The organism is Vibrio sp. ED002 (assembly GCF_023277445.1).
GTDB classification, from domain to species: domain Bacteria; phylum Pseudomonadota; class Gammaproteobacteria; order Enterobacterales; family Vibrionaceae; genus Vibrio; species Vibrio jasicida.
Window position 1 is genome coordinate 2,030,712 of the sequence record NZ_CP080239.1, and the last position, 22,079, is coordinate 2,052,790.

Annotated in this window: 22 protein-coding genes; 20 read left to right on the plus strand and 2 right to left on the minus strand. The window is 45.8% G+C overall.

Translation table 11 applies throughout. The features are described 5' to 3' along the window. The first annotated feature begins 67 nt into the window (after positions 1 to 67). The 20 genes from ITG12_RS25770 to ITG12_RS25865 all read left to right on the plus strand — a co-directional run bounded on the left by ITG12_RS25770 (position 68) and on the right by ITG12_RS25865 (position 18,124). On the plus strand, positions 68 to 733 hold the full coding sequence (locus tag ITG12_RS25770; RefSeq protein ID WP_038868505.1) for a response regulator transcription factor: 666 nt from the start codon (positions 68 to 70) through the stop codon (positions 731 to 733). Beyond that, on the plus strand, positions 733 to 2,106 hold the full coding sequence (locus ITG12_RS25775) for a sensor histidine kinase (protein ID WP_038868506.1): 1,374 nt from the start codon (positions 733 to 735) through the stop codon (positions 2,104 to 2,106). The genes ITG12_RS25770 and ITG12_RS25775 overlap by 1 nt, the downstream gene beginning before the upstream one ends. A gap of 206 nt (positions 2,107 to 2,312) precedes the next feature. Further along, positions 2,313 to 4,403, plus strand: coding sequence for a TonB-dependent siderophore receptor (locus ITG12_RS25780; protein ID WP_042606140.1), 2,091 nt, complete (start codon positions 2,313 to 2,315; stop codon positions 4,401 to 4,403). A gap of 75 nt (positions 4,404 to 4,478) precedes the next feature. Further along, complete coding sequence (locus tag ITG12_RS25785; protein WP_045422763.1) at positions 4,479 to 5,246, plus strand: DUF3450 domain-containing protein; 768 nt, start codon at positions 4,479 to 4,481, stop codon at positions 5,244 to 5,246. Further along, a complete protein-coding gene (locus ITG12_RS25790) occupies positions 5,247 to 6,614 on the plus strand; it encodes a MotA/TolQ/ExbB proton channel family protein (RefSeq protein WP_248874492.1) in 1,368 nt (455 codons plus the stop codon). After that, positions 6,614 to 7,168, plus strand: a complete 555-nt coding sequence (locus tag ITG12_RS25795; RefSeq protein WP_009705136.1) for a MotA/TolQ/ExbB proton channel family protein — start codon at positions 6,614 to 6,616, stop codon at positions 7,166 to 7,168. The genes ITG12_RS25790 and ITG12_RS25795 overlap by 1 nt, the downstream gene beginning before the upstream one ends. Further along, positions 7,165 to 7,569, plus strand: a complete 405-nt coding sequence (locus ITG12_RS25800; RefSeq protein ID WP_005438299.1) for a biopolymer transporter ExbD — start codon at positions 7,165 to 7,167, stop codon at positions 7,567 to 7,569. Before ITG12_RS25795 ends, ITG12_RS25800 begins: the two co-directional genes overlap by 4 nt. Beyond that, positions 7,569 to 8,189, plus strand: coding sequence for an energy transducer TonB (locus ITG12_RS25805; RefSeq protein ID WP_039976087.1), 621 nt, complete (start codon positions 7,569 to 7,571; stop codon positions 8,187 to 8,189). Before ITG12_RS25800 ends, ITG12_RS25805 begins: the two co-directional genes overlap by 1 nt. Further along, positions 8,186 to 9,358, plus strand: a complete 1,173-nt coding sequence (locus ITG12_RS25810) for a hypothetical protein (RefSeq protein WP_248874495.1) — start codon at positions 8,186 to 8,188, stop codon at positions 9,356 to 9,358. Before ITG12_RS25805 ends, ITG12_RS25810 begins: the two co-directional genes overlap by 4 nt. 174 nt (positions 9,359 to 9,532) lie before the next feature. After that, a complete protein-coding gene (locus ITG12_RS25815) occupies positions 9,533 to 10,390 on the plus strand; it encodes a CPBP family intramembrane glutamic endopeptidase (RefSeq protein WP_248874497.1) in 858 nt (285 codons plus the stop codon). Positions 10,391 to 10,527: 137 nt separating this feature from the next. Beyond that, positions 10,528 to 11,157: a PepSY-associated TM helix domain-containing protein gene (locus tag ITG12_RS25820; RefSeq protein WP_104025990.1), complete on the plus strand. Its 630-nt coding sequence runs from the start codon at positions 10,528 to 10,530 to the stop codon at positions 11,155 to 11,157. Positions 11,158 to 11,180: 23 nt separating this feature from the next. After that, the gene (locus tag ITG12_RS25825; RefSeq protein WP_038868515.1) at positions 11,181 to 11,720 is read left to right on the plus strand and encodes a DUF2271 domain-containing protein; all 540 of its coding nucleotides are present in this window, start codon (positions 11,181 to 11,183) and stop codon (positions 11,718 to 11,720) included. Positions 11,721 to 11,736: 16 nt separating this feature from the next. Further along, a complete protein-coding gene (locus tag ITG12_RS25830) occupies positions 11,737 to 12,567 on the plus strand; it encodes a DUF4198 domain-containing protein (RefSeq protein ID WP_104025991.1) in 831 nt (276 codons plus the stop codon). Positions 12,568 to 12,611: 44 nt separating this feature from the next. Next, entirely contained in the window at positions 12,612 to 12,932 is a 321-nt protein-coding gene (locus ITG12_RS25835) for a hypothetical protein (protein ID WP_005438283.1), read from the plus strand. After that, positions 12,929 to 13,483: a hypothetical protein gene (locus ITG12_RS25840; RefSeq protein WP_104025992.1), complete on the plus strand. Its 555-nt coding sequence runs from the start codon at positions 12,929 to 12,931 to the stop codon at positions 13,481 to 13,483. The genes ITG12_RS25835 and ITG12_RS25840 overlap by 4 nt, the downstream gene beginning before the upstream one ends. A 23-nt stretch (positions 13,484 to 13,506) precedes the next feature. Continuing rightward, positions 13,507 to 14,433, plus strand: coding sequence for a zinc ABC transporter substrate-binding protein (locus ITG12_RS25845; protein ID WP_061034356.1), 927 nt, complete (start codon positions 13,507 to 13,509; stop codon positions 14,431 to 14,433). Then, complete coding sequence (locus ITG12_RS25850; protein ID WP_104025993.1) at positions 14,433 to 15,167, plus strand: metal ABC transporter ATP-binding protein; 735 nt, start codon at positions 14,433 to 14,435, stop codon at positions 15,165 to 15,167. The genes ITG12_RS25845 and ITG12_RS25850 overlap by 1 nt, the downstream gene beginning before the upstream one ends. Continuing rightward, on the plus strand, positions 15,167 to 16,042 hold the full coding sequence (locus tag ITG12_RS25855; protein WP_038882212.1) for a metal ABC transporter permease: 876 nt from the start codon (positions 15,167 to 15,169) through the stop codon (positions 16,040 to 16,042). The genes ITG12_RS25850 and ITG12_RS25855 overlap by 1 nt, the downstream gene beginning before the upstream one ends. A gap of 16 nt (positions 16,043 to 16,058) precedes the next feature. After that, positions 16,059 to 16,928, plus strand: a complete 870-nt coding sequence (locus tag ITG12_RS25860) for a zinc ABC transporter substrate-binding protein (protein ID WP_038882214.1) — start codon at positions 16,059 to 16,061, stop codon at positions 16,926 to 16,928. Positions 16,929 to 17,143: 215 nt separating this feature from the next. Next, a complete protein-coding gene (locus ITG12_RS25865; protein WP_038882216.1) occupies positions 17,144 to 18,124 on the plus strand; it encodes a porin in 981 nt (326 codons plus the stop codon). A 109-nt stretch (positions 18,125 to 18,233) separates the two neighbouring features. Here ITG12_RS25865 and ITG12_RS25870 read toward each other — a convergent pair whose 3' ends face one another. Continuing rightward, positions 18,234 to 20,399, minus strand: a complete 2,166-nt coding sequence (locus tag ITG12_RS25870; RefSeq protein ID WP_038882218.1) for an oligopeptidase B — start codon at positions 20,397 to 20,399, stop codon at positions 18,234 to 18,236. Positions 20,400 to 20,676: 277 nt separating this feature from the next. After that, positions 20,677 to 21,882 carry a multidrug efflux MFS transporter EmrD gene (emrD, locus tag ITG12_RS25875; protein ID WP_042599978.1) on the minus strand — a complete coding sequence of 402 codons (1,206 nt, stop codon included), beginning with the start codon at positions 21,880 to 21,882 and terminating at the stop codon, positions 20,677 to 20,679. Positions 21,883 to 22,079: the final 197 nt, after the last annotated feature.

Sequence of the window (22,079 nt, forward strand, 5' to 3'; positions counted from 1 at the left end):
CTATAGTTGTTTAATCTGCAAATGAGTAATAGAATGCGAACCATTTTTATTTAACTGGTAGTGGATGATGTCACGAATTTTGGTCGTAGATGACGATGTTCCGTTGTGTGAACTATTGGAAGCCGTGTTACAAGAAGAAGGGTATACGGTCTCGTCAGTTCACTGTGGTGAAAGCGCGTTACAGTACATGGAAAAAACGCCTGTTGACCTCGTCTTACTCGATGTGATGTTACCTAACCTCAGTGGTATGCAGGTGGCTCGCCGTATTTGCCAACGATTCGCTACCCCTATACTGATGTTGACGGCATTAAACGATGAGAACTCGATGCTTGATGGCTACCAAGCTGGCGCTGACCAATACATCGGTAAGCCATTCAACGTCCCCGAACTGCTTATGCGTATTAAGGCGATTCTTCGTCGTGTTGGCTTAGAGCGTCAACGACAGGCTATGTGTTGTACTGTACAGAGCATGAGTGACCATCTCAACAGCCTTCCTTTGACTGGTACAGAGGCTGAACTATTGTGCTACCTAGTAAAAAACCAAGGCGTGGTAATCTCTAAGGCGGAACTGCAGACCAAAGTTCTAAAGAAAGAGTTGAGTCCTTTTGACCGTAACCTCGATATGCATATCAGTAATATTCGTCGCAAGTTAGTTGAAGCGGGCTTATCCAAACAGCACATCAAAACGTTTCGTGGTAAGGGTTATAGCTACTTAGAGGCTGTGACTGGCTAATGCGATTTGTGTGTCCATCCTACTTTGTGAAACGAAGAGACAGCCTCGCATTTCAGCTTTTTAGTTACATGACGGCTATCGTCATTAGCATCTTGGCTGTTCAAGCGGTTGCCGAACAAGCCCTAGTCAAAGCCATGCTAAAGGTACCTGCTAGTGTAAAGACTGAAATGTTGGACTTAGCGCATCAAGCTAACGTGTTGATCGAAGAAGGTGACATGGACGAGCTGGCCGATTGGGCAAATGCACAGCACTTTTACTTGTTTGTACTCGACGAAAATCAGCGCCCTCTTACACACCGTTTGATGCACCCTCACTTTGAATTCAAGTTGAAATTTAAGCGACGTTTGGACGAACAACTGGAAGGCCGAGTAAGTCGTCCGATATTCAATATTCCTCTTGTCGGAAACAACAGCCTAGTGATTCAGTTGCCTCATCGTTTGCACCCGGCTCATGATTTCATCCTTTATTTCTCTGTATTAAAGGTTGTGATTGCGGCGGTCATCTTGGCGCTGTTCTCTTTGTTAATGGCACGGAATTTACAACAACCATTGGACCGCTTAAGAGAAGCCAGTAAAAAGCTATCGAATGGTGACTTTAACGTCAGTGTGGTGGATGAGCTTAAGTCGAACACCCGCGAATTCAACGAATTAGCGCAAGACTTCGACCACATGACAAAAGAGATTCATTCTCTTGCTGAAAAGCAGCGTCGCTTGATTCGTGATGTTTCCCATGAGTTACGTACACCATTAGCGCGCCAAAATTTAGTGTTACATCTATTGCGCAAGCGAGTAGGGGAAAATGAACAAACCCTAGTGACGCGTATGGAAGAAGAGGCCAATGAGCTAAATCATCTTATTGGTGAAATCCTGGAATTCAGCCGTTTAGAGAATGCTCGCTACGATACGGAATTAAAACGCAGCGATTTAGAAGTACTATTGGCGCCTCAAGTAGAACGTTGCAAAATCGATTTGCAAATACAGCAAAACCTTACGTTTGTTTCTGAGGCGACAAGAACAAAAGCGCAATGTGATGATACGCTCGTCGTGCGTTGTTTGAATAATTTGATTGGCAATGCCATTAAGTATGCTGGTAAGTCAGCCCAGATTGATGTTTCTCTGGCGAACAAAACAACGGACAAGCACAGCTACTTAGCCGTGACGATAGCCGACAATGGACCCGGCATTCCACAAGATAAACTGACAGATATCTTTGACCCGTTCACACGATTAGATGCTTCCCGAGACAAAAAGTTAGGTGGTTACGGTCTGGGGTTGGCCATTGTAAAAGAATCCATGCGAATGATGGGTGGGAAAGCCGTTGCAAGCAATCGTTCAGAAGGCGGGCTTGTAGTGACATTACTTTTTAGACAGTAAAATTCATGTCAAAAGTGCAGATTTAATGTGATCTATATCTCGATTGTTGGCGAGTATGACCCTTTACCGCTTTACAAAACTATACGAATGCAAAGAATGTAAATTTAATGCAAATAGTAATAGTTATCACTTATATTCACTCGCGAAATAACTAAGAGGGAACCACATAGCAGTTATGTGCTACCCAATAATCGGAGTGAATGGGTATGTTTTCTAAGAGCCAATTGGCATTAGTGATCGGTGCGGTGTTAGCGGCACCTGCAGTGGCAGAAGTTCAAAATACGGATGAGCACCTAGTCGTAGAAGGTCGCGAATTCGGTTACAAAGCGGATACGAATACAACAGCAATGCGCATGGAAATGACGCAACTGGAAACTCCAGGACAAGTTGCTGTGATTGATGAAGCGGTAATCGATGAGCAGCGTGCAAGCACGTTAGGTGAAGTTCTACAAAATGACGCGAGTGTTAGTGCGGGCGGTACAAGCCGTAACCGTGAGCGTTTCTCGCTACGTGGTTTTGAACTGAGCAGTTCAGACGGCTTCCTACGTGATGGTCGTCAGCATTGGTCACACTACCGTCAACCAATTGAGCTTTTAGAGCGTGTTGAAGTTCTTAAAGGTCCATCAGGTCTACTTTACGGTAAGTCAGAACCAGGTGGTCTTGTGAACATGGTTTCTAAGAAGCCAACAACAGAAACGCAAGCAAGCTTAAGCCAAGATATCGGCTCAAATGATCATTCACGAACTGTACTTGATGTCAGTGGTGCGCTGAATGATGCTGAAACATTACGTGCGCGTGCGATTCTTGCAAAAGAAAGCTACGGCTCATGGCGTAAATACGGTGATGGTACAGAGCCACAAACTGACCGCGTAGTAGGTGGTTTGGTCGTGGAATATGACATCACAGAAAACGTCATGGTTTCAGCACACTATGACCGTACGAAAGATGACGGCGGCGTTGATTCTGGTGCTTACATCGTTGATGGCAAAGCCGTTCGTGGTGACAAGTACATCTGGGATGCACAGTGGTCAGAGATTGACAACGATGTTGAAAACTATGGTATCGACATCAATGCTCAAGTGACAGACAACGTGAATGTTAAAGCGGGTTACAACCGTCAAGACTTTAAACGTTTCGATGTAGAGTCTTACCCTAAATTCGATATGTACGAAGAAAACGGTACGATCAAGCACAAGGGTAACGAGCGTTCTGATCACTGGGTATTTGATACTGCTTATGTAGATGTGACGACTGACTTTTCTCTGTTTGGTACAGATAACACTTTCTTAGTCGGTGCAAACTACTTGGATTACAGCTACGACCGTTTTATGGCTTTCCATGATGGCGAGTATGTACCAGCTGGTGAGACGGTTGTGAAGCCAGAGCCAACAAGCTCAAAGAGATGGCCAACAAGCGAATATGATACTTGGGGTATCTACGCACAAAACATGATGACGATTAACGATTACTGGCAAGTACTTGCGGGTGTTCGTTACGATGAAAAACGCAGCGATGAGCTGACAGAAAGTCAGGTGTCACCAAAACTAGGTGTGATTTTCCACCCTGCAAGCAATGGTTCTATTTACGTTCAGTACTCTGAAAGCTTTATGCCTCAAGGTACGGTAAATGGCACAGATTACACCAACGATGGTGAAGAGCTTGATGCAGAACGCGGGATCTCTTATGAGATGGGTACTAAATGGGAGCTGTTTGACGAGCGTCTATTGGTCTCTGGTGCTGTGTTCGATATCACGCTAGAAAACATTGCGCTTGATGTTGAAAATGGCGTTAACGCTGGCGGTGACGTTATGTACAAGAAGACTCAAGATGGTGAGCAAGTACACCGCGGTGCAGAAATCCTAGCTCAAGGTTTTGTTACTGAAGAGCTTTCGCTAACGGCTTCTGCAATGTACTTAGACGCAGAAATCACAGAAAGTGCGGATTACAAAGGCAACCGTCCAGCGGACGTTCCTGAGTTTTCAGCAAGTGTTTGGTCGAGCTACAAAGTTCAGAACAACACAGATGTGAACCTAGGTCTGATTTATGAAGGTGAGCGCTACGGTGACGCAGCGAACACATTTAAGAAAGATGGGTATGCACGTATTGATATGGGCGTTGCGTACACTCACAAGTATGATGAGAACTTAGATATTGTGGCTCGATTCAATGTAGAAAACTTGTTTGATACTGACTACCTAGCAGGTGGGGGTAGTACCAACAGTAAACAAGAAGGAGCTAGCGGTGTAGTGATAGGCGAGGGCCGAAACTACATGGCGACAATTCAGTTCAAGTACTGATAACAAACTGATTTTTAAAGGGGAAGAGTTGTCTTCCCCTTTAGTCGTTTTTGGAAAACAGAAAATATAACTCGTATGAATCTAATGAAATCAAGTATCGCTCTGTTGATCACATCGGTTTTGATTCCCGTTCAAGCGGAAAATCTTAACGATGCTCAAGCTGTGCAGAGTAAAACTAACCAAGCGTCTTCGGTAAGCCAGAAGCGTATCGATGCAAGTGCTGAGAAGTCTTTGTCACTAGAAGCTGAAATTGAACAGTTGAATGAAGAAGTCAGCAACTTGACGATTTATCGCGACCACCTTTCAAACCTTGTTGATAGCCAAAACGAGGAAGTGGCAAGTTTGAATGAGCAAATTGAGCAAATCGCTCAAACTCGTCAAGGTGTGGTCCCGCTTATGTATCACATGCTGGATGGTCTAAAGACTATCGTTGCGAATGATAAGCCGATCCGCAAAGCGCAGCGTGAGGAGCGTATTGCTAAGCTTGATGCCATGATGACTCGAGCAGATGTCGCGGATGCTGAGAAGTTCCGTCGTATTCTAGAAGCGTACCAAATCGAAATGGATTACGGCACTAAGATTGGTATCTACCAAGGCAAGATTGCATTGGAAGGTAACGACCAAGTTGAGGCTGATATTCTTTACTTAGGTCGCGTGTCGCTAGTTGCACGTAGCCTATCTGGTGAACAGTTCTGGAGCTGGTCACAACAACAGAACGCATGGCAGTCCGTTGGTTCAGAACAAAAATCTGAACTCGATAAAGCGTTTGCCATGGCAAATAAACAGATCGCACCAAGCATGCTAACTCTGCCAGTGTCTCTAAACGTAGCGGAGGGCAAATAAATGATGAAGAAATGGCTATCGGTTGCGTTGATTTCTAGTGCTGCGCTTTTACCGCATACGACGTTTGCGAGTGACGCTCTGCTGCAAAAAGCACAACAAGAAAATCGCCAACAGCAATCCCATAACGTGGCTCGTGAGTCTGGTTTTAACAAAACTCAGCAAGAGCTACAAGCAATGAAAAATAAGCTTGTAGCAGAACGTGCGGCGCTACAAGCAGAAGCTGACACGCTTGGTGTTACTTTTAGTGAAAACGAATCAGAACTGGCTCAACTAGAAGAAAAACTACGTTTAGAAACAGGTAGCTTGGGTGAGTTGTTTGGTGTTGTTCGTCAAAACGCAAAAGAGCTGGAAGCAGAACTTAAGCACTCAGTCACTGGTGTAGATGCGAACACTTTCCAACAAAACATCGATGATATCGTTGCGGCGAAATCCCTGCCTACTTTGCCTCAGCTTCAAGCGATGTGGCGCAGTATGGAAGAACAAGTTAAAGCAAGTGGTGAGATGGCGAAGGTGTCATTCACTCTGCTTGATGGTGAAGGTCGTGAACAAACGGTCAACGGCGTTCGCCTTGGCTCAATGGCACTACTGGATGATGCTGGTTACGTGAAGTGGAATGGCCAACGCGGCGATGCAGTGAGCTACCTCCGCCAACCAGAAAATGGACCAACAGCAAGCTCGTTGAACTCGGGTGAAATCGATTCTTTAGTGATTGACCCATCACGCGGCATTTTGCTTGAGCAATTGGCAAATTCACCGACAATGGCGGATCGCCTGAATGCAGGTGGTGTCGTTGGTCAGATCATTCTTGGCTTGTTAGCGGTTGGTTTGATCATCGCGTTGGTTCGTGGTGTGTCATTGATGGTTGCTCGTCAAAAAATCGCCAAACAGTTAAAGAACCCAACTCAGCCAGAAGACAACCCGCTTGGTCGTATCCTTGCTGTGTACCAAAAAGACAAACATCGTAGCGTTGAAGCATTAGAACTTCGCTTATTAGAAGCGGTAGTTGACGAGCAGACTCACCTTGAGAAGGGGTTGTCGATGCTGAAACTGCTTGCTGCTCTAGCACCGATGCTTGGTCTATTAGGTACGGTAACAGGCATGATCGAAACGTTCCAAGTGATCACTCAGTTTGGTAATGGCGATCCAAAAGTCATGGCAGGTGGTATCTCTATGGCGCTAGTTACAACTGTTCTTGGTCTTGTTGCGGCAATGCCATTGCTTCTTGCTCATAACGTCTTGAGCTCTCAAGCAGAGAACATTCGCAATATTCTTGAAAAGCAAGGCATTGGTCTTGTTGCGGAACAAGCTGAGCGCGATATGCCAAAAGGCAAAAACAACCCTAACACGACAGCGGAGAACGCAGCGTAATGGAGCAGATCCTACTCAACACATTGGGTTTGATCAGTGAGGATTGGGCCTCAACCTTGATGAGCTTTATGCAGCAAGGTGGCCAAATCCTATGGTGGCTAGCGGCCGTTGTTGCGGTGTGCTGGCTACTGGTTATGGAGCGTGTACTTTACCTGACAACGGAGTTTCCGAAGGTGAAGAAACAGCTTTGTGAGCAGTGGCTAGCAAGACCTGACCACCACTCTTGGTACGCGCATCAAATCCGCGAAGGATGGATTGCAAAAGCACACATTGAACTGCGCCAAAACCTATCAACCATCAAAGTACTCGTGGCGATTTGCCCGATGTTAGGTTTGCTAGGTACGGTGACTGGCATGATCACGGTTTTTGATGTGATGGCTACACAAGGCAGTAGCAATCCAAAATTGATGGCTTCAGGCATTTCACTTGCAACACTGCCAACCATGGCAGGTATGGTTGCGGCACTTGCAGGCATGTTTGTCCATGCACGTTTGAGCAAAGTGTGTGAGCGTAAAGCCCTCCAGTTAGAACAATCTTTAAGGAGTCAGAAGTGAGACTCGGACGTAGAAATAATCAACAAGATGAAGCGCAAATCGATCTAACATCGATGCTGGATATCGTGTTCATCATGCTGATCTTCTTCATTGTGACCAGTTCATTTGTACGTGAGTCAGGTGTAGAAGTTAACCGACCACAAGCATCGAACGTGGTTAGCCAAAAAGACGCAGGCATTTTTATTGCGGTAACAGCGGCGAACGATGTGTACATCGATAAACGTTTGGTGGATATCGAACGCGTAGAAGCGACCATTGAGCACTTGTTACTTGAGCAACCAGAGGCATCACTTGTCATTCAAGCGGATGAACATGCATACAACGGAACTGTTGTGAAGGTGATGGATGCAGCGAAAGGTGCTGGTGTGAAGAACATCGCGTTGGCAGCGGAGAAACCTTAATGGGCAGGCTACTACTCGCGCTACCAGCGTCAATTCTGATTGCGGTGAGCTTGTTTAGCTTTATGGCGTGGATGGTCGATAAAGGCAATCAACGCGCACCTGAACCATCAGAGGCGGTGCGCTTTGATATGGTGATGGTCGAAAATGATGCTGATGTTCAACGTCGTCAACGTTCTGTTCCTGAACAGCCAGAACCACCAAAAGCACCAGAGCCGATGGATTTGTCTCAAGCGGAAACCCAAGTAGAGCCGATGAGCCAAGTGACGCCAATCAGCGCATTGGGTTTGAACACTGCGCTGGATGGCATTGCGATCAGTGCTCCTAATTTAAAAGGCACGATGGGTAACCAGCAAGCATTACCTCTGTACCGCGTTGATCCTCGTTATCCGAGCAAAGCACTGAAACGTAAAATGGAAGGTTACGTCATCATGCGATTCACGATAGATGCCACGGGTCGTCCAAAAGATATTGAAGTGATTGATGCCAAGCCAAAGCGTATGTTTGAAAAAGAAGCGATTCGAGCGCTTAAGAAATGGAAATATCAACCGAAAGTTGAAGATGGTGTCTCAATTGAGCAGTTCGGACAAACCGCTAAAGTGGAGTTCAAGTTAGCCAAATGATGAAGCAATTCTTAATCGGTGCGGTATTAAGCCTAAGCGCTTTTACCACCGTCGCGAATGAACTGAGTCAATACACGGCGACTCGTGTTCAACGCGCTCATAACCTAGCGCAAGAAGAAAAGCTGCAAGAAGCCATTTCAACTCTTGAAGGCCTCGATTTATCTCGTGGTTACGATCAAGCGTTTGTGGCGCGAATGCTGGGTATTTTCTACTGGCAGAATGAGCAAGTTAAGTCTGCAATTAAACAGCTAGAGATTGCGGTAAACAGTGGTCTTCTGGAAGATGAGCAAGCTTGGCAAACGCGCAAAATGTTGGCTGATATGTTGCTCAATGAACAACAGTTCTCTAAAGCTTTGCCACAGTATTACGACTTGAGTAAATCGGTTCCTGAGAGCCAAAAGGCGCATGAGATTTGGCTGCGTATTGCACAGTCTCATTACCAGTTAAGTCAGTGGAATAAAGTTCTCTCTGCAATGGCTCGTTATGAGAAATATGGCCAGCCAGACGAGATGGCACCACTGTCCATCAAGCTATCTGCAGAGCTTGAGCTGAAAAAGTGGCAGCCTGCGATTGGCACGATCAAACGCTTGATTGCGATCGAGCCAGAGCGTGTGGAATGGTGGCGTCAGCTTGTTGCTCTGTATCTACGTGTGGATGATGATAAGCGTGCTCTTGATGCTTTGGCTCTTGCGAAGCTGAAAGGCGTAGAGTTGAACCAAGATGACCTCAAACTTCTTGCTCAGCTGTATGGCAAGCACGGTATTCCAGAGCGTGCAGCAAAAGTGTTGGGTGAGTTAAATGAAGTTAACTCAGACAGTAAGCTTAAAGCGCAGCAAGCTACGTACTGGCAAATGGCGAAAGAATGGGATAAGTCGATAGCGAGCTGGCGCGTAGCCGCGAAGCTGGATCGCCAATACTATTGGAACTTGTCGCAGTTGCTTGTCCAAGAAGGGCATTACAAAGATGCTCTGATTGCATTGGATAAAGTCTCGGGTCGCAAAGCGGATGTGGCATTGGTTAAGACTCGTGCCTACTACAAGCTGAAACGCATTGAAGACGCACTTGCCAACGCAAAACGGGCAAATGAGATTGAGCCTTCAACTCAAGCTGAGAGTTGGGTGAAGTACCTATCTCAGTTGCGTAAAGCGAAAGCGAGCCAGAATAGCTAAGTCCATGTGATAATAGAACATGCATCAACGATCGAAAGACCCGGGTTATATCTCGGGTCTTTTTGTTTGTAAATATTGAGTCTGGTTCGATCTCTTTTTAAATATCATAACGTTATATTACCGCTATCCAGCGATAAGACTGGAACGTCAGCTTTTGTTTATAAGGATAATACAATGATTCTCGATTCTGACATCTGGCTATGGTGCCCGTTAATTTTGGCGATAGCAGCGGCTTTTCTCCGCCATACTGGAGCCGCACTCGTATTGCTTGGAATCACCTTGTTTGGTGGCTTTATTCTCGGCCGTATTGAGCTTATCGCCTTGATCAGCTCTTTGTTTGTGCTTGGCGTGTCATACCGAATTCCCAGTCTCGCTTCAAGGCTAAAAGCGCAGCCAAAAACGAAACCTATTTTCTATTTGGGGTGGGGAATCGTGATTGCTTGGTGTGCTCTTTTGTTTGTCCATCTGATCCCGGGATTCAATAATCTGCAAGTGCTCGACAAGGTATCTGCGGGGCCGTTAAGTGTTCCATTCTCTATGTACCTTAACTTAGACAAGCCGCTTGCCTTCTTTGCACTCTTACTGGCTTATCCGATTTTGCTAGGTGGTGAGTCAAAGGTAAGAGTCAAACCGGCATTGCTGGTGATGATTCCTTTGCTCTTGTTGTTGCCTATTGCGTCAGCGCTTGGAGCTTTAAAGCCTGAATTGAGTTTGCCATCTTGGTGGTGGTTATTTGCTTTAAACAACTTAGTCCTGACTTGTGTGGCAGAAGAAGCGCTATTTCGTGGATTTATACAGCAGTCACTATCCCGCCGCTTTGACTGGCGAGTCGGCTTGGTAGTAGCGAGTCTTTTATTTGGCTTGGCTCATTTTGCTGGTGGCCCACTATTAATGGTATTTGCCGCGCTTGCTGGGGCTGGGTACGGTTTGGTGTTCCATTTTACTGGCCGTTTATGGTGCGCTGTGCTCGCTCACTTCGCGTTTAATCTCTGTCACTTGCTTTTCTTTACTTATCCCATTCTAGCTCGATAACGCCTCCTCTTATTTGCTCCCGTCAGTATCGACGGGAGCAATGCTTTTTGACCAAACGTAAACAATGTAAATTAAATGCCAATACGAATGATTATCACCTAAATTACTCCCTCATTTACTGGTGATGATTGTTTTCTATGTTGCTCAAAAGCAAAGGCGTCCAAACTTGGGCACGCCGTCTGCACGTTTATATTTCTATGGCTCTTTTATTGGTGACGCTGTTTTTTGCGGTAACTGGTATTACGTTGAACCGACCAGAATTGTTTGAGCGCAGTGAACCCATCATTCAGCAACACACACTCACAGTTCCTTCCGAGCAACTATTTGCGAATGAAGGAAGCTTCCAACCTAATCGCTCTGCCCTGTTAAGTTTCTTAACACAAGAAACAGACCTACGAGGCTCACCATCAGCACTCGATGTGTATACCGAGGTTGAGGATGGTGAATTGATGATTGGTGAACTCTCTTTAGATTTCAAAGGCCCAGGCTACAACGCCACCGTTTTCGTCGATATGACGACGGGTGAAGCTGAAGTTGAAACCACCAACTACGGCATGGTTGCGCTGCTAAACGACCTACATAAAGGTCGCAACAGTGGCGATACGTGGAAATGGTTTATCGACATAACAGCCCTGCTAATGGTGTTTTTTGTGCTGACCGGTGTGTGTTTGCTGCTTCCAAAGAAAAAGACTTTTAGAACATCAATGCAGTGGATGAGTTTTGGGACTGCGTTATCACTCGTTATTTATTTTTTCGCTGTGCCATAACAGCCTATTCAGAGAAAAAACCAATGTTAAACATAGGCCGAATTTTTCGCCGTCACCCGTTTAGTAAAGCCGCATTGATCGCGGCTTTATCTCCTTTGCCGCTTATGGCCGCTCCCTTTCCAGATAATGCCAAAGTCGACTTTGAGTTTGAGTTACCAAAGATTGATACCTCGATGTACGCAAGACCTTATGTCGCAGTATGGATCGAAGATGAAAAGCGTAAACCAGTCAAAACCATTCAGCTTTGGGTTGGTAAAGATGAGTGGTTGAAAGATCTTCGCAGCTGGTGGCGCAAAGTGGGTCGTTACGATCGCGAATTGGTTGATGCCGTAACGTCAGCTACTCGACCTGCAGGCCAATACCGATTCGTTTGGGATGGCACTAATGATGATGGTCAACGACTCGAGCAGGGCAATTACACCTTACATGTCGAAGTCGTGCGTGAACACGGTGGCCGTAATTACTTACGTCAAAAAATGCAGTTAGCGGACAGTGAAGTACGCTACCAAATAAAACCAACGGAAGAGACGGGTGTCATTACCGTCAATTACCAAATTAAGTGATAGAGAAGGAATAACAATGAAAACCAAGATGAAAGCGGTGGCATTAGCAAGTGTAATGGTAATGGGGTTAGCGGCCGCGACAACAGCACAAGCGCACCCTCGTTGGCTTCTCCCTTCTCACTTTACGGTATCAAAAGAAGGCGGTGATTGGTTAACGTTCGACGTGACAGCGTCTCACGGTACGTTTGTATTCGATAAGCCAGCAGGTAGCGAGCAAGCGTTCGTGATCATGCCAGATGGTCGTTCTGAGCGTCCGAACTTTGTGGTACGCGGTAAGCGCCGTTCGATGTTTGACTTCTACTTCGAAGAAGAAGGCACACACAAAGTGGCTATCAATAACCAACCTAGCTACTACACCCAGTACAAAGCAGGCCGTCGTGACACGGTTAAGTGGGCGAAAGCGAGCAAAGCAGATCGCGCAAGTGTGATTCCTGAAAAGGCACGTGATGTTGTTACCCAACTTAGTTACACACGTGCAGAAAGCTATGTAACGGTTGGTATGCCAACAGAAAAGGCGCTAGAGATTGAAGGTAAGCTGTTGGAAATGAAGCCGATTACGCATCCTTCAGACATTATTGAAGGTGAAGAAGTGATATTCCAATTCTTCTTTAACGGCGAACCTCAGCAAGGTGTCACGGCGGAAATTACGCGTGAAGGTACTCTGTATCGCAACCATCAAGAGCAAATCGATGTGGTCAGTGACAAGGATGGAAAAATCACCTTCACGCCAGATGTAGCAGGTCGCTACTTAATGAAAGCAAACTACAAGGGTGAGCTGAAAAACGATCCACTTGCGGACAAAGCAAGCATGAACGTTCACCTAACGTTTGAAACTCAACTTAACTAATCAAAATTTGGCTCAGCCTTACGCTGAGCCAATTTGGATGCATCATGAAAAACGTTTCTATTCTCAAAACCTCAGTGTTGGTTGCTGGTTTTATCTCTTCTCAAGCGTTCGCGCACTTTCCATTGATGAGTTGCCATTTAGAGCAAGATAAAGTGATTTGCGAGGCAGGCTATTCAGACGGTTCTACCGCAGTGGACTATGACGTTGAAATGTACGATTACGACGACAACTTGATCGCCAAAGTAACGACAGATAAACGCTCCATTGCTGAGTTCACACATCCTCAAACCGATTTTTATTTGGTTTTCGATGCGGGGCATGAAAACCCAGTAGAAGTGGATATCGTTGAGTTAAAAGAGAAATGATTACCCAGAAGATCAGGCCGGATAACGGCAGTCGAGAAGGTAAATGGGTTGCTCTAACCATCGCAGGTATTCTTGCGGTCTCCTCGATTTTGCTGCCTCACCATCAATCCGAGACAGAACATACTGACGTGCAGTCTCATCAAGTGCTCATTACTGATCTTGAACAAGAAGAACTTGCGATGATTGCCGAGCTAAAGTTGGCACATGAAGAGATTCGAGATCTTCATCTAGATGTTGGTGAGTGGCCTGCCGTAAGCGAATTGGAAGAGTTTTGGGTTGCCCCATTTGTGCAAGATCAAAGCTGGCAACGCAAAGGCTCTCATCAATGGCAGCTGCTAGATGCTGGTATCTACCTTGGTATAAGACAAGATGAAAAAGGGGCGGCTTCAATGCTTCTTGATAGTCGTAATGCACACGCCGACATTTGGTTTATTCAGTCTACAACAAAGGCGTCTGATTTATCTCTTGTGGAGATAAGTGAACGGCAGAAGCAAGGTTGGCAACAAATTGTTCTTGTCCCTGCTACGTCTTCAAATGCTCACGCCCATTAAGCTCAATTTTAACGATAAAAACTATGATGAAACGATCTTTTCTACGTCGAATTATAACGGCTAGTGCATTGCTGGCTGTAGCTTCATCGAGCTTTGCAGCAGATAAGCTCAATATTGGTATTACGCTTCAACCTTACTACAGCTATGTAAAAGCTGTAGTCGGTGACAAAGCCGAAATTCTACCTTTGGTGGATGCTGGCTTTAATCCCCACAACTATCTACCTCAACCGAATGACTTAAAGCGCTTGAAGCAAATGGATGTGATAGTCGTCAATGGTATCGGTCACGATGATTTTGCTCTGAAAGTGATTCAAGCTGCACAACGTGACGATCTTGTGGTGATAGAGGCGAACAAAGAAGTACCACTGCTACCTGCGATGGGTCAATCAGTCGGTAAAGGCGCAGTTAACCCGCATACGTTTGTTGGCTTATCGACCACGATTCAAAAGGTTTACACGATTGCGAGTGAGCTAAGCAAGCTCGACCCAGAAAACGCGGCGTTTTATCGCAAGAATGCTCGCTCTTACGCAAAAACATTCCGCCTTTTGAAGCGTGATGCCATGTTGTCTTTAGGGCAACTTGATACAGCAGGTATGAAGGTCGCTACTACGCACAACGCTTACGGCTATATTTTGCAGGAATTCGGTGTTGACGTCGCAGCAGTTATCGAACCTGCTCATGGTGTAGAGCCAAGCGCAAGCCAGTTACAAGAAACGATAGAGAAGATTCGTCAATCTGGTATTGATGTGCTGTTTTACGAATTAAACATGCCAAACCGCTTTGTGGATACGATTGAAGAAGCTACTGGTGTACAGCTTTACCGTTTTTCTCACATGACTCATGGAGAGTATGAAGCCGACAAGGTGGAAATCGAAATGCGTGAGAACGTCGCAACTCTGATTGAAGCGATGAAGTTCGTGGCAAGCAAGCACGAGCAGGAGAAAGCTTGATGTTAGGGCCTTCTATTTCTCTCGACGGGGTAAGCCTTCAATATGGTGACAACCTGATTCTACAAGACATTCACACCCAATTTGATGCTGGTCAATGCCACGTCATCATGGGGCCAAATGGCGGTGGTAAAACATCTTTGTTGCGTTCTGTATTGGGGCTAACGCCTTTTACTGGCGATATCTCAGTTCATTGGCCGGAACCAGCGCATACGAAAAAAGCGGGCAATATTGGTTATGTTCCACAAAAAGCCATGTTTGAAGCCAGCTTACCGCTTACGGTTATGGATTTTGTTTTACTGAATCAAACTCGTGTCCCGCTGTTTTGGCGACGTAAATCTAAGCAAACTCAACAAGCGCTTGCTCAACTAGAGCGTGTCGGTATGGCAGCTCGTTGCGATCGTCGTATGGGGCAACTCTCTGGTGGTGAGCAACAACGTGTGTTGTTTGCTCAAGCCCTTTTAGACGATCCAAGTTTGTTGGTGCTTGATGAGCCAACGACTGGCATGGATGAGCAAGGGGTTCGTTACCTAGAAGGTTTGATTCATGAAGTGGTTGCTGAAGGTAAAACCGTACTCGCAGTGCATCATGATGTGACGGCTGTACGTCGTTTGGATGCTCAGGTCCATGTCGTGAATCGTCAAATTGTGGCGTCAGGGCACCATTCAGAAGTACTGAGTCCAGAACGTATCGAGTCGTTGTTTAAGCACTACACAGCAAAAGTGGAGGCGGCGTAATGGATTGGTTAAGAGATCTCGCTCTGCATGGTGTGGAAGCGGGTTGGTTAAGTGACAGTTTTGCTTATGCGTTTATGGTCAACGCGATAGTGGCTGCACTCATTCTTGGTCCCTTGCTGGGTGGTTTAGGCACGCTAGTTATTGCGAAGCGTTTAGCGTTCTTTTCAGAGGCGGTCGGCCATGCAGCATTAACGGGTATTGCAATTGGTGTACTGCTTGGTGAGCCACCAGAAAACCCATTCATTGGATTATTTAGCTTCTGCATGATCTTCGCACTTTTGCTGCATTTCGTGCGAAATCGAACCAATGTTCCTTACGATACATTAGTTGGTGTATTTCTAGCACTGGCACTGGCCGTTGGTGCTGCCTTGCTAATGTACGTGGCACGCAAGATCAACATCCACATGCTGGAGAATGTTCTATTCGGTTCAATTCTGACGGTAACAGACAGAGACATTACGATTCTGGCCGTGAGTTGTTTGATCATTTTATTGCTTTTGATCCCGACATTTAACCGCATATTACTGACTTGCATCAGCCCGGATATCGCGCGTGTCCGTGGATTCAATACCAGCTTCTACGATTACTTGTTCGTCATGATGATCACGCTTGTGACCATTGCTGCGGTGAAGATCATTGGCGCCGTATTAGTTGGGGCATTACTGCTGATTCCTGGTGCAACAGCCCGCCTTCTTACGAAGAGAATGGGGAGCTTTGTGTTGCTCTCATCATTACTGGCGAACATCGCGTGCTTGGTTGGCACCGTCTTACCGATGGAGTTGGAACTTCCAGTTCCATCTGGTGCGTCGATCATCATTGTTTCGGCAATCTTCTTTTTAACTGCAACCATGTATCGCATTGTGCGCAAAGCTTAAATCTGGATATTCGAATATGAACACGAAAAAGATAATTATGGGATTGAGCTTGGCAATAGCGAGTACAGCAGCGCCGTTTGCTTTTGCCAAAGACATTGTTACGAGCACTCCTGTGACCTACATGTTGGCTCAGCAGTTGATGCAAGGTACGGATATCGAGACGACTTACTTGCCGCCTAAACGTTACGGGATTGAGCGTTTGGTGAATTGGTTTGCAAGTAAAGGACATGAACAAGCTACCGCTGCAGGAAAGAGCGCAACGGTAGCGATCACGCTAGGTGCTGTTTGGCATCAAGACCCTACTTTTGTGTATGCGCGCCAGGGAAATGTAAGCTTGATAGAGATTGATGCCTCTCAAGCGATTTCACCGAGAGCACAAGGTGTTGCGGCATTAACGTTGGATAATGGTGAGACGTCGAAATACGCATGGATGAATCCGAGTAACTTGATTCGAATGGCAGCGATTGTTGGTGAGGACCTACAAAAGGTGTACCCTCAACATCAAGCTCAGATTGAAAAGAACCAGCAAGCCTTGATGCTGGACGTGCGGGAACTGATCAATCAACAACAAGAAGTAATTTTCGAAAAAGAGATCGATTCGGTGGTATTGTTGGGCGAATCGTTAGAAGATTTTGCATCAGGAAACCAACTGTTTGTGGTCGATCGCCAATTCAAACCAGAATTGGAATGGTCAGAGGCAGAGAAACTATCTTTAAAAGCTCAATTTGAGGAAGATGAAACTCTGTGGCTGATCACTGATAAACGCCCGTCAAAAACGTTAACTTCATTAGTTTCACAGGATCGCATACTGCAAATTGATGTTGTTGACCGATGGGGCAGTAAAGGTATCAAAACTGAGAAGCCACTCGCACGCTGGCAGTTGTAACACGCAAAACACCACACAAATTATGAAGGGAACTGAAAAGTTCCCTTTTTTTATGGGATCAAGATCAAAAATTAACCACAAATAATACCAGTTGCATAAGAAAGTATTTGTTTCATTTATATTTCATTACTACTTTGTTATCTGTTCGTTGCGATTGATGCATTTTATTTTGCTGTCGGGGCGAACCAGTACAAACAACTATATGGATGTTAACAATGAAAATGAAAACTCTAGCCGTTGCAGTGGCGGCACTAGCATGTGGTTCTCAAGCTTTCGCAGCTGAAGTTTACAACAGCGATGGCACATCTCTTTCTATCGGCGGCCACGTATCTGTGGGCGTTGGTGAGTACTTTGAAGAAGAAGTTAAAGTTCACCAAGTATCGCCGCGTATTAACATCGGCGGTAAAAAAGACATCGGTAACGGCGTAACTATCGATGCTAAAGGTGAATGGGCACTTAATTACCTTAATGGTGGCGACACTTCATTCAAAACACGTTTAGGTTACATTGGCGCGACACATGAGCAATACGGACGTGTAGTTGCAGGTACTCAATGGGCACCATACTACGACGTAGCTGGCGTTGCGGATTTACCAATCGCGTTTGCCAATGACTTCTTATACGACAACCAAGGCAACCTAGGTACTGCACGTGCGGACAAAATGCTTAGCTACCGCAAGGGCTTTCAGTTTGGTGAAGGGTTTGGTCTGAACGTTGGTCTAGGCTGGCAGGGTGAACAATCAATTTATGACCAACGTGGCCAAATCGCTCTAAGCACTGAGCTTGCAGGCTTCGGTCTAGGTTACGTATACAGTGGTGGTGACGTTGAGGTTGGTGCTAAAAACGAGTCAGCAACTTCTCACGTATTCTCTGCTAACTACGGTACTTATGGTTCAGGTTTATACGCAGCAATAGTATATGGCATGAATGACTACTTCTACGATATGCGTGAAGAAACAAGCCAGCTTGAAGGTCTATTGGCTTACGGCGTTAACAACTGGACATTCAGTGTTAACTACGAAGGCGTGGAAGACGAGAAAGACAACAAGACAGTTACTAGCGAAACGGCTCTACAAGCTGAGTATGCAGTGACGCCATCTTTCTACACGTTTGCTGCTTACCAGTTTGATCTAGGTAACGACTACAACAACGAAGAAAACGACTACTGGACTCTAGGTGCTCGTTACTACTTCTAATAAATAGGACAGTTTCTACTGCCTAAACACATTTATTGTGTTAACGCCTACTCGCTGTGAGTAGGCGTTTTTCTTTTTATATCAGCTCAAAAGCAGGCCCTAATAGAGCTTATTTCGTTTCCAACAAGTCTAAGAAGAAAGCGTACTCAAGCGCGTCTTCTTTTAATCGTTTGAATCGACCAGAAGCACCGCCGTGGCCTGCTTCCATATCGGTTTTGAACAGCAAGACATTATCATCGGTTTTCATTTCACGAAGTTTGGCTACCCACTTCATTGGCTCAAAGTACTGGACTTGTGAGTCATGCAAACCTGTTGTCACTAACATGTTCGGATAATTCTGAGCCTTCACGTTGTCGTACGGTGAGTAGCTCAGCATGTAGTCGTAGTAGGTTTTATCATTCGGGTTACCCCACTCATCGTATTCGTTGGTCGTGAGAGGAATCGACTCATCCAACATGGTCGTCACTACGTCAACAAACGGAACGTGCGCGCCAATACCACGGTAGAGCTCTGGTGCTTGGTTGATAATAGCGCCCATCAATAGGCCACCTGCAGAGCCACCAACAGCAAACACTTTATCTTTGGCACCGTAGCCTTCTTCAACCAGTCCTTTGGTTACGTCGATGAAGTCATTGAAGGTGTTTTGTTTAGTCAGCTTTTTGCCATCTTCATACCAAGGACGACCAAGCATTTCTGAACCACGAATGTGAGCGATTGCGTATACAAATCCGCGATCAAGTAAGCTCAGGCGGGTTGAGCGGAATGTTGGCTCGATGGTGGAACCGTATGAGCCGTAACCGTACTGGTAGATTGGGTTAGTGCCGTCTTTCTTGAATAGGTCTTTGCGGTAAACCAATGAGACTGGCACTTGCTTACCATCACGAGCAGCAACCATGATGCGCTCTGATTGATAGTTATCAGCATCAAAATCACCAAGTACTGGAGTTTGCTTCATGATTTCAGACTCACCTGTATTTAGGTCGAAATCGTAGTAAGTCCCCGGTGTTGTCAGGCTGCTGTAGTAGATGCGAACTTTTGAATTGTCTAGTTCAAGGTTGCCCGTTAGGTAAGCAGCAAAAGCCGTATCATTAAACTCGAGTGGAAACTCTTTACCTGTTGATAATTGACGAACCTTCACGGTCGACAGGCCATTCGTACGCTGCTCATAAACAAGGTGATCGTCAAACAAGTCGAAATCGACTAGCTGAGAATTGTCGTTAGCGGGAATGACATCGACCCATTTAGAGCGGTCATGCATCTCTTCCGCTTTCACTTTCATCAAACGGAAGTTTACAGCTTGGTAGTTAGTGTAGATGTAGTACCAATCATCTAATTTAGCGATGCTGTACTCAATGCCGGTCTCTCTAGGGTAGAAAGCTTCGGCTTTGGCGTTCGGGTTGTTAGCATCAATCACAGACACGCCGCTTGTCTCTGTACTTGAGTGCCAAATGTAAACTTGCTCACCGTCTTTACTCTTACTTAAGAAGGTGTAGTAAGCGCTGTCGGTTTCTTCGTAGATCAGCTCATCGCTTGTTTGAGGTGTGCCCAATACATGGCGGTAAACTTGATAACCTAACAGTGTTTGAGGGTCTTTCTTGATGTAGTAGAAAGCTTGGTTGTCGTTTTGCCACGCAATCGCACTTGACGCGCCTTCAATTTCATCTTTTAGATATTCACCCGTCGTGAGGTCTTTGATCTTGATGGTGTAAATACGGCGACTCAGCGTATCTTCGCCATAAGCCAACAAGTTTTCATTTGGGCTGATCGTTAAGCCGCCAATACTGAAAAACTCATGTTCTTTTGCCAGCTCGTTAACATCTAAGATGACTTGCTTATCTTTACCTGCAAAGTCTTTTGCACGCAGATGTACTTCGTATTCGTTGTCGCCTGTCACTTCATTTGAGTAGTAGTAACTGCCTTTTCGAACCGGAACTGAATTGTCATCTTTTGCAATACGCCCTTTGATCTCTTCAAAAAGCTGTTCTTGCAGTGCTTCGGTGTGTTTTAAAACGGTTTCTGCGTACTGATTCTCTTGCTCAAGGTGTTGCAAGATTTCTGGATCTTGGCGCTCATCATCACGCATCCAGTAGTAATTATCGATTCGGGTATCACCATGAATCGTCATTGCATGAGGGACTTTTTTAGCAACGGGAGCTTGGGTTTGTTGAGCGACGAGTTGCGATTGGGAGTAATGGTTCATGGTTGGTAATCCTTGATTGCTGCATCCGGCGACTAGCGCGACCGATACGGCCAACGTGGTTAAAGTGAAACGCATCTGTGTATCCTTATTGTGTACTCTTCTCGTGTTTTTTCGCCATTCATTTATCTTGCGAGTAAAAGTACGTTTGTGTTCTTCCAGTGAATATCATTATATCGAATGGCAAACGAATAATTTCTGTATAAGCAACTGTTCTTTTTAGCAAAGATTGGATGGGATGTTAAATGCAATTGCTGGTGGATGAGAGCTAAAGGGTAAGATGTGTGCAACAAAAAAGGGACACACTTTGCAGCATGTCCCTTTTCTTTATCTTGGTTGGGATGAGAGTCAGATTTTAGATCGCCAATGGCATTTCGTTTGAGTGATCGTGTTTGCGATTAACCCAACGCAAACCAAGCATAGCTATGATCGACATGGCCATCATCAAACAACCTAGCGGCATTTGGTCTTGTGCCGGGAAGAACGAAGCCAACAGCGTCGCGATACCCGCACCTAGGTTTTGCATGCCACCCAAAATCGCACCGCCAGTGCCCGCGTGGTATGGGAACGGTGAAAGTGCGCCTGTTGTTGCCGCGGGGAACAAAATGCCCGCACCCAAGAAATAAATGGTTGCACCGCCAATTAGAGTCAACGCCGTTGTTAGACCAAACAGACCCGGAATCAATACCACTGCTGAGCCAACTAAGATAGCCACTAGACCAACGTTTAGAGCACGACGCTCAGAGCGACGTTGTGCGATGTAGCTAGATAAGCCTGCGCCGACTAAGTAACCCGGAATCGGTAAAACAAACAGCAAACTGACAGTGGTTGCTGGCAAGCCAAGTACGCCGCCCAGTAGTACACCGGCTGCTGCTTCAAATACTGCAACGCCCGCGAAAGTTGCCACCAACACCAATAAGAAGCCTTGGAAGCGTTTGTCTGAAAGCACGAACTTGTAGCTCTTTGCCACAGACTCATGTTTGCGGCGCTCTTTCGGCAAGGTTTCCATCATGCTTGTCATCATGGTAATGACCACCGCGATACCAAATAGTGCGAGGAATAAGTAGCTAGAGCGCCAACCGAAAGCTTCAGTTAGGTAACCGCCCAGTACAGGGGCCATCAATGGTGAGAAAATCACACACATGCTGATCAAGCTGTTTGCACGGTGTAGCTCTGCGCCTTCAAAACAGTCACGAGTCAGAGTTCGAGACATAGCTCCACCACAGCCGATACCCAAACCTTGGATGAAGCTACCCGCTAGAAACCATTCGTACTCATGAGCAAATAGCGCCACCAAAGTACCAAGAATGTAGATGATCAAACCAGCAACGATAATTGGTTTACGACCGAGGCGATCAGAAAGCGGACCATAGACGAATTGCGATAGACCGTAAGGGATCAGGTAACACGCCATCACGGCTTGAAGTGACGACGCTGATACCAAGAACTCACCCGCCATATGACCGATAGAAGGCACGTACATCGTTTGAGTCATTTGACCTACGGCAGTCAGAATTGCGATTAAAAAGGTAAGTTTCGCTAATGGAAACGAGGCGGACATTTGCGTATCTCTCTAAAAATTAGGACGTAAAGAGCCTTAGCGCTCCATTAAGGAGAGCCAAATGAATAAGGCGATTATGGAATCTAGGCGCGAGATATTAGAGCTTGAGTGCCGACTTAGCAATCAAAAAGTGTGAAGTTGAGCAAGATAAAAATCTATGATTTGGATTAGAAAAACTAATCTAATTTTGAGGTGCT

Excerpts from the sequence above, each read along its gene's own strand:
- ITG12_RS25770 (WP_038868505.1), top strand. The coding sequence starts at position 68 with ATGTCACGAATTTTGGTCGTAGATGACGATGTTCCGTTGTGTGAACTA.
- ITG12_RS25780 (WP_042606140.1), top strand. The coding sequence starts at position 2,313 with ATGTTTTCTAAGAGCCAATTGGCATTAGTGATCGGTGCGGTGTTAGCG.
- ITG12_RS25860 (WP_038882214.1), top strand. The coding sequence starts at position 16,059 with ATGAACACGAAAAAGATAATTATGGGATTGAGCTTGGCAATAGCGAGT.
- ITG12_RS25830 (WP_104025991.1), top strand. The coding sequence starts at position 11,737 with ATGAAAACCAAGATGAAAGCGGTGGCATTAGCAAGTGTAATGGTAATG.
- ITG12_RS25855 (WP_038882212.1), top strand. The coding sequence starts at position 15,167 with ATGGATTGGTTAAGAGATCTCGCTCTGCATGGTGTGGAAGCGGGTTGG.
- ITG12_RS25775 (WP_038868506.1), top strand. The coding sequence starts at position 733 with ATGCGATTTGTGTGTCCATCCTACTTTGTGAAACGAAGAGACAGCCTC.
- ITG12_RS25850 (WP_104025993.1), top strand. The coding sequence starts at position 14,433 with ATGTTAGGGCCTTCTATTTCTCTCGACGGGGTAAGCCTTCAATATGGT.
- ITG12_RS25870 (WP_038882218.1), bottom strand. The coding sequence starts at position 20,399 with ATGCGTTTCACTTTAACCACGTTGGCCGTATCGGTCGCGCTAGTCGCC.
- ITG12_RS25865 (WP_038882216.1), top strand. The coding sequence starts at position 17,144 with ATGAAAATGAAAACTCTAGCCGTTGCAGTGGCGGCACTAGCATGTGGT.
- ITG12_RS25815 (WP_248874497.1), top strand. The coding sequence starts at position 9,533 with ATGATTCTCGATTCTGACATCTGGCTATGGTGCCCGTTAATTTTGGCG.
- ITG12_RS25795 (WP_009705136.1), top strand. The coding sequence starts at position 6,614 with ATGGAGCAGATCCTACTCAACACATTGGGTTTGATCAGTGAGGATTGG.
- ITG12_RS25790 (WP_248874492.1), top strand. The coding sequence starts at position 5,247 with ATGATGAAGAAATGGCTATCGGTTGCGTTGATTTCTAGTGCTGCGCTT.
- emrD (WP_042599978.1), bottom strand. The coding sequence starts at position 21,882 with ATGTCCGCCTCGTTTCCATTAGCGAAACTTACCTTTTTAATCGCAATT.
- ITG12_RS25785 (WP_045422763.1), top strand. The coding sequence starts at position 4,479 with ATGAATCTAATGAAATCAAGTATCGCTCTGTTGATCACATCGGTTTTG.
- ITG12_RS25825 (WP_038868515.1), top strand. The coding sequence starts at position 11,181 with ATGTTAAACATAGGCCGAATTTTTCGCCGTCACCCGTTTAGTAAAGCC.
- ITG12_RS25810 (WP_248874495.1), top strand. The coding sequence starts at position 8,186 with ATGATGAAGCAATTCTTAATCGGTGCGGTATTAAGCCTAAGCGCTTTT.
- ITG12_RS25840 (WP_104025992.1), top strand. The coding sequence starts at position 12,929 with ATGATTACCCAGAAGATCAGGCCGGATAACGGCAGTCGAGAAGGTAAA.
- ITG12_RS25805 (WP_039976087.1), top strand. The coding sequence starts at position 7,569 with ATGGGCAGGCTACTACTCGCGCTACCAGCGTCAATTCTGATTGCGGTG.
- ITG12_RS25820 (WP_104025990.1), top strand. The coding sequence starts at position 10,528 with ATGTTGCTCAAAAGCAAAGGCGTCCAAACTTGGGCACGCCGTCTGCAC.
- ITG12_RS25845 (WP_061034356.1), top strand. The coding sequence starts at position 13,507 with ATGATGAAACGATCTTTTCTACGTCGAATTATAACGGCTAGTGCATTG.
- ITG12_RS25835 (WP_005438283.1), top strand. The coding sequence starts at position 12,612 with ATGAAAAACGTTTCTATTCTCAAAACCTCAGTGTTGGTTGCTGGTTTT.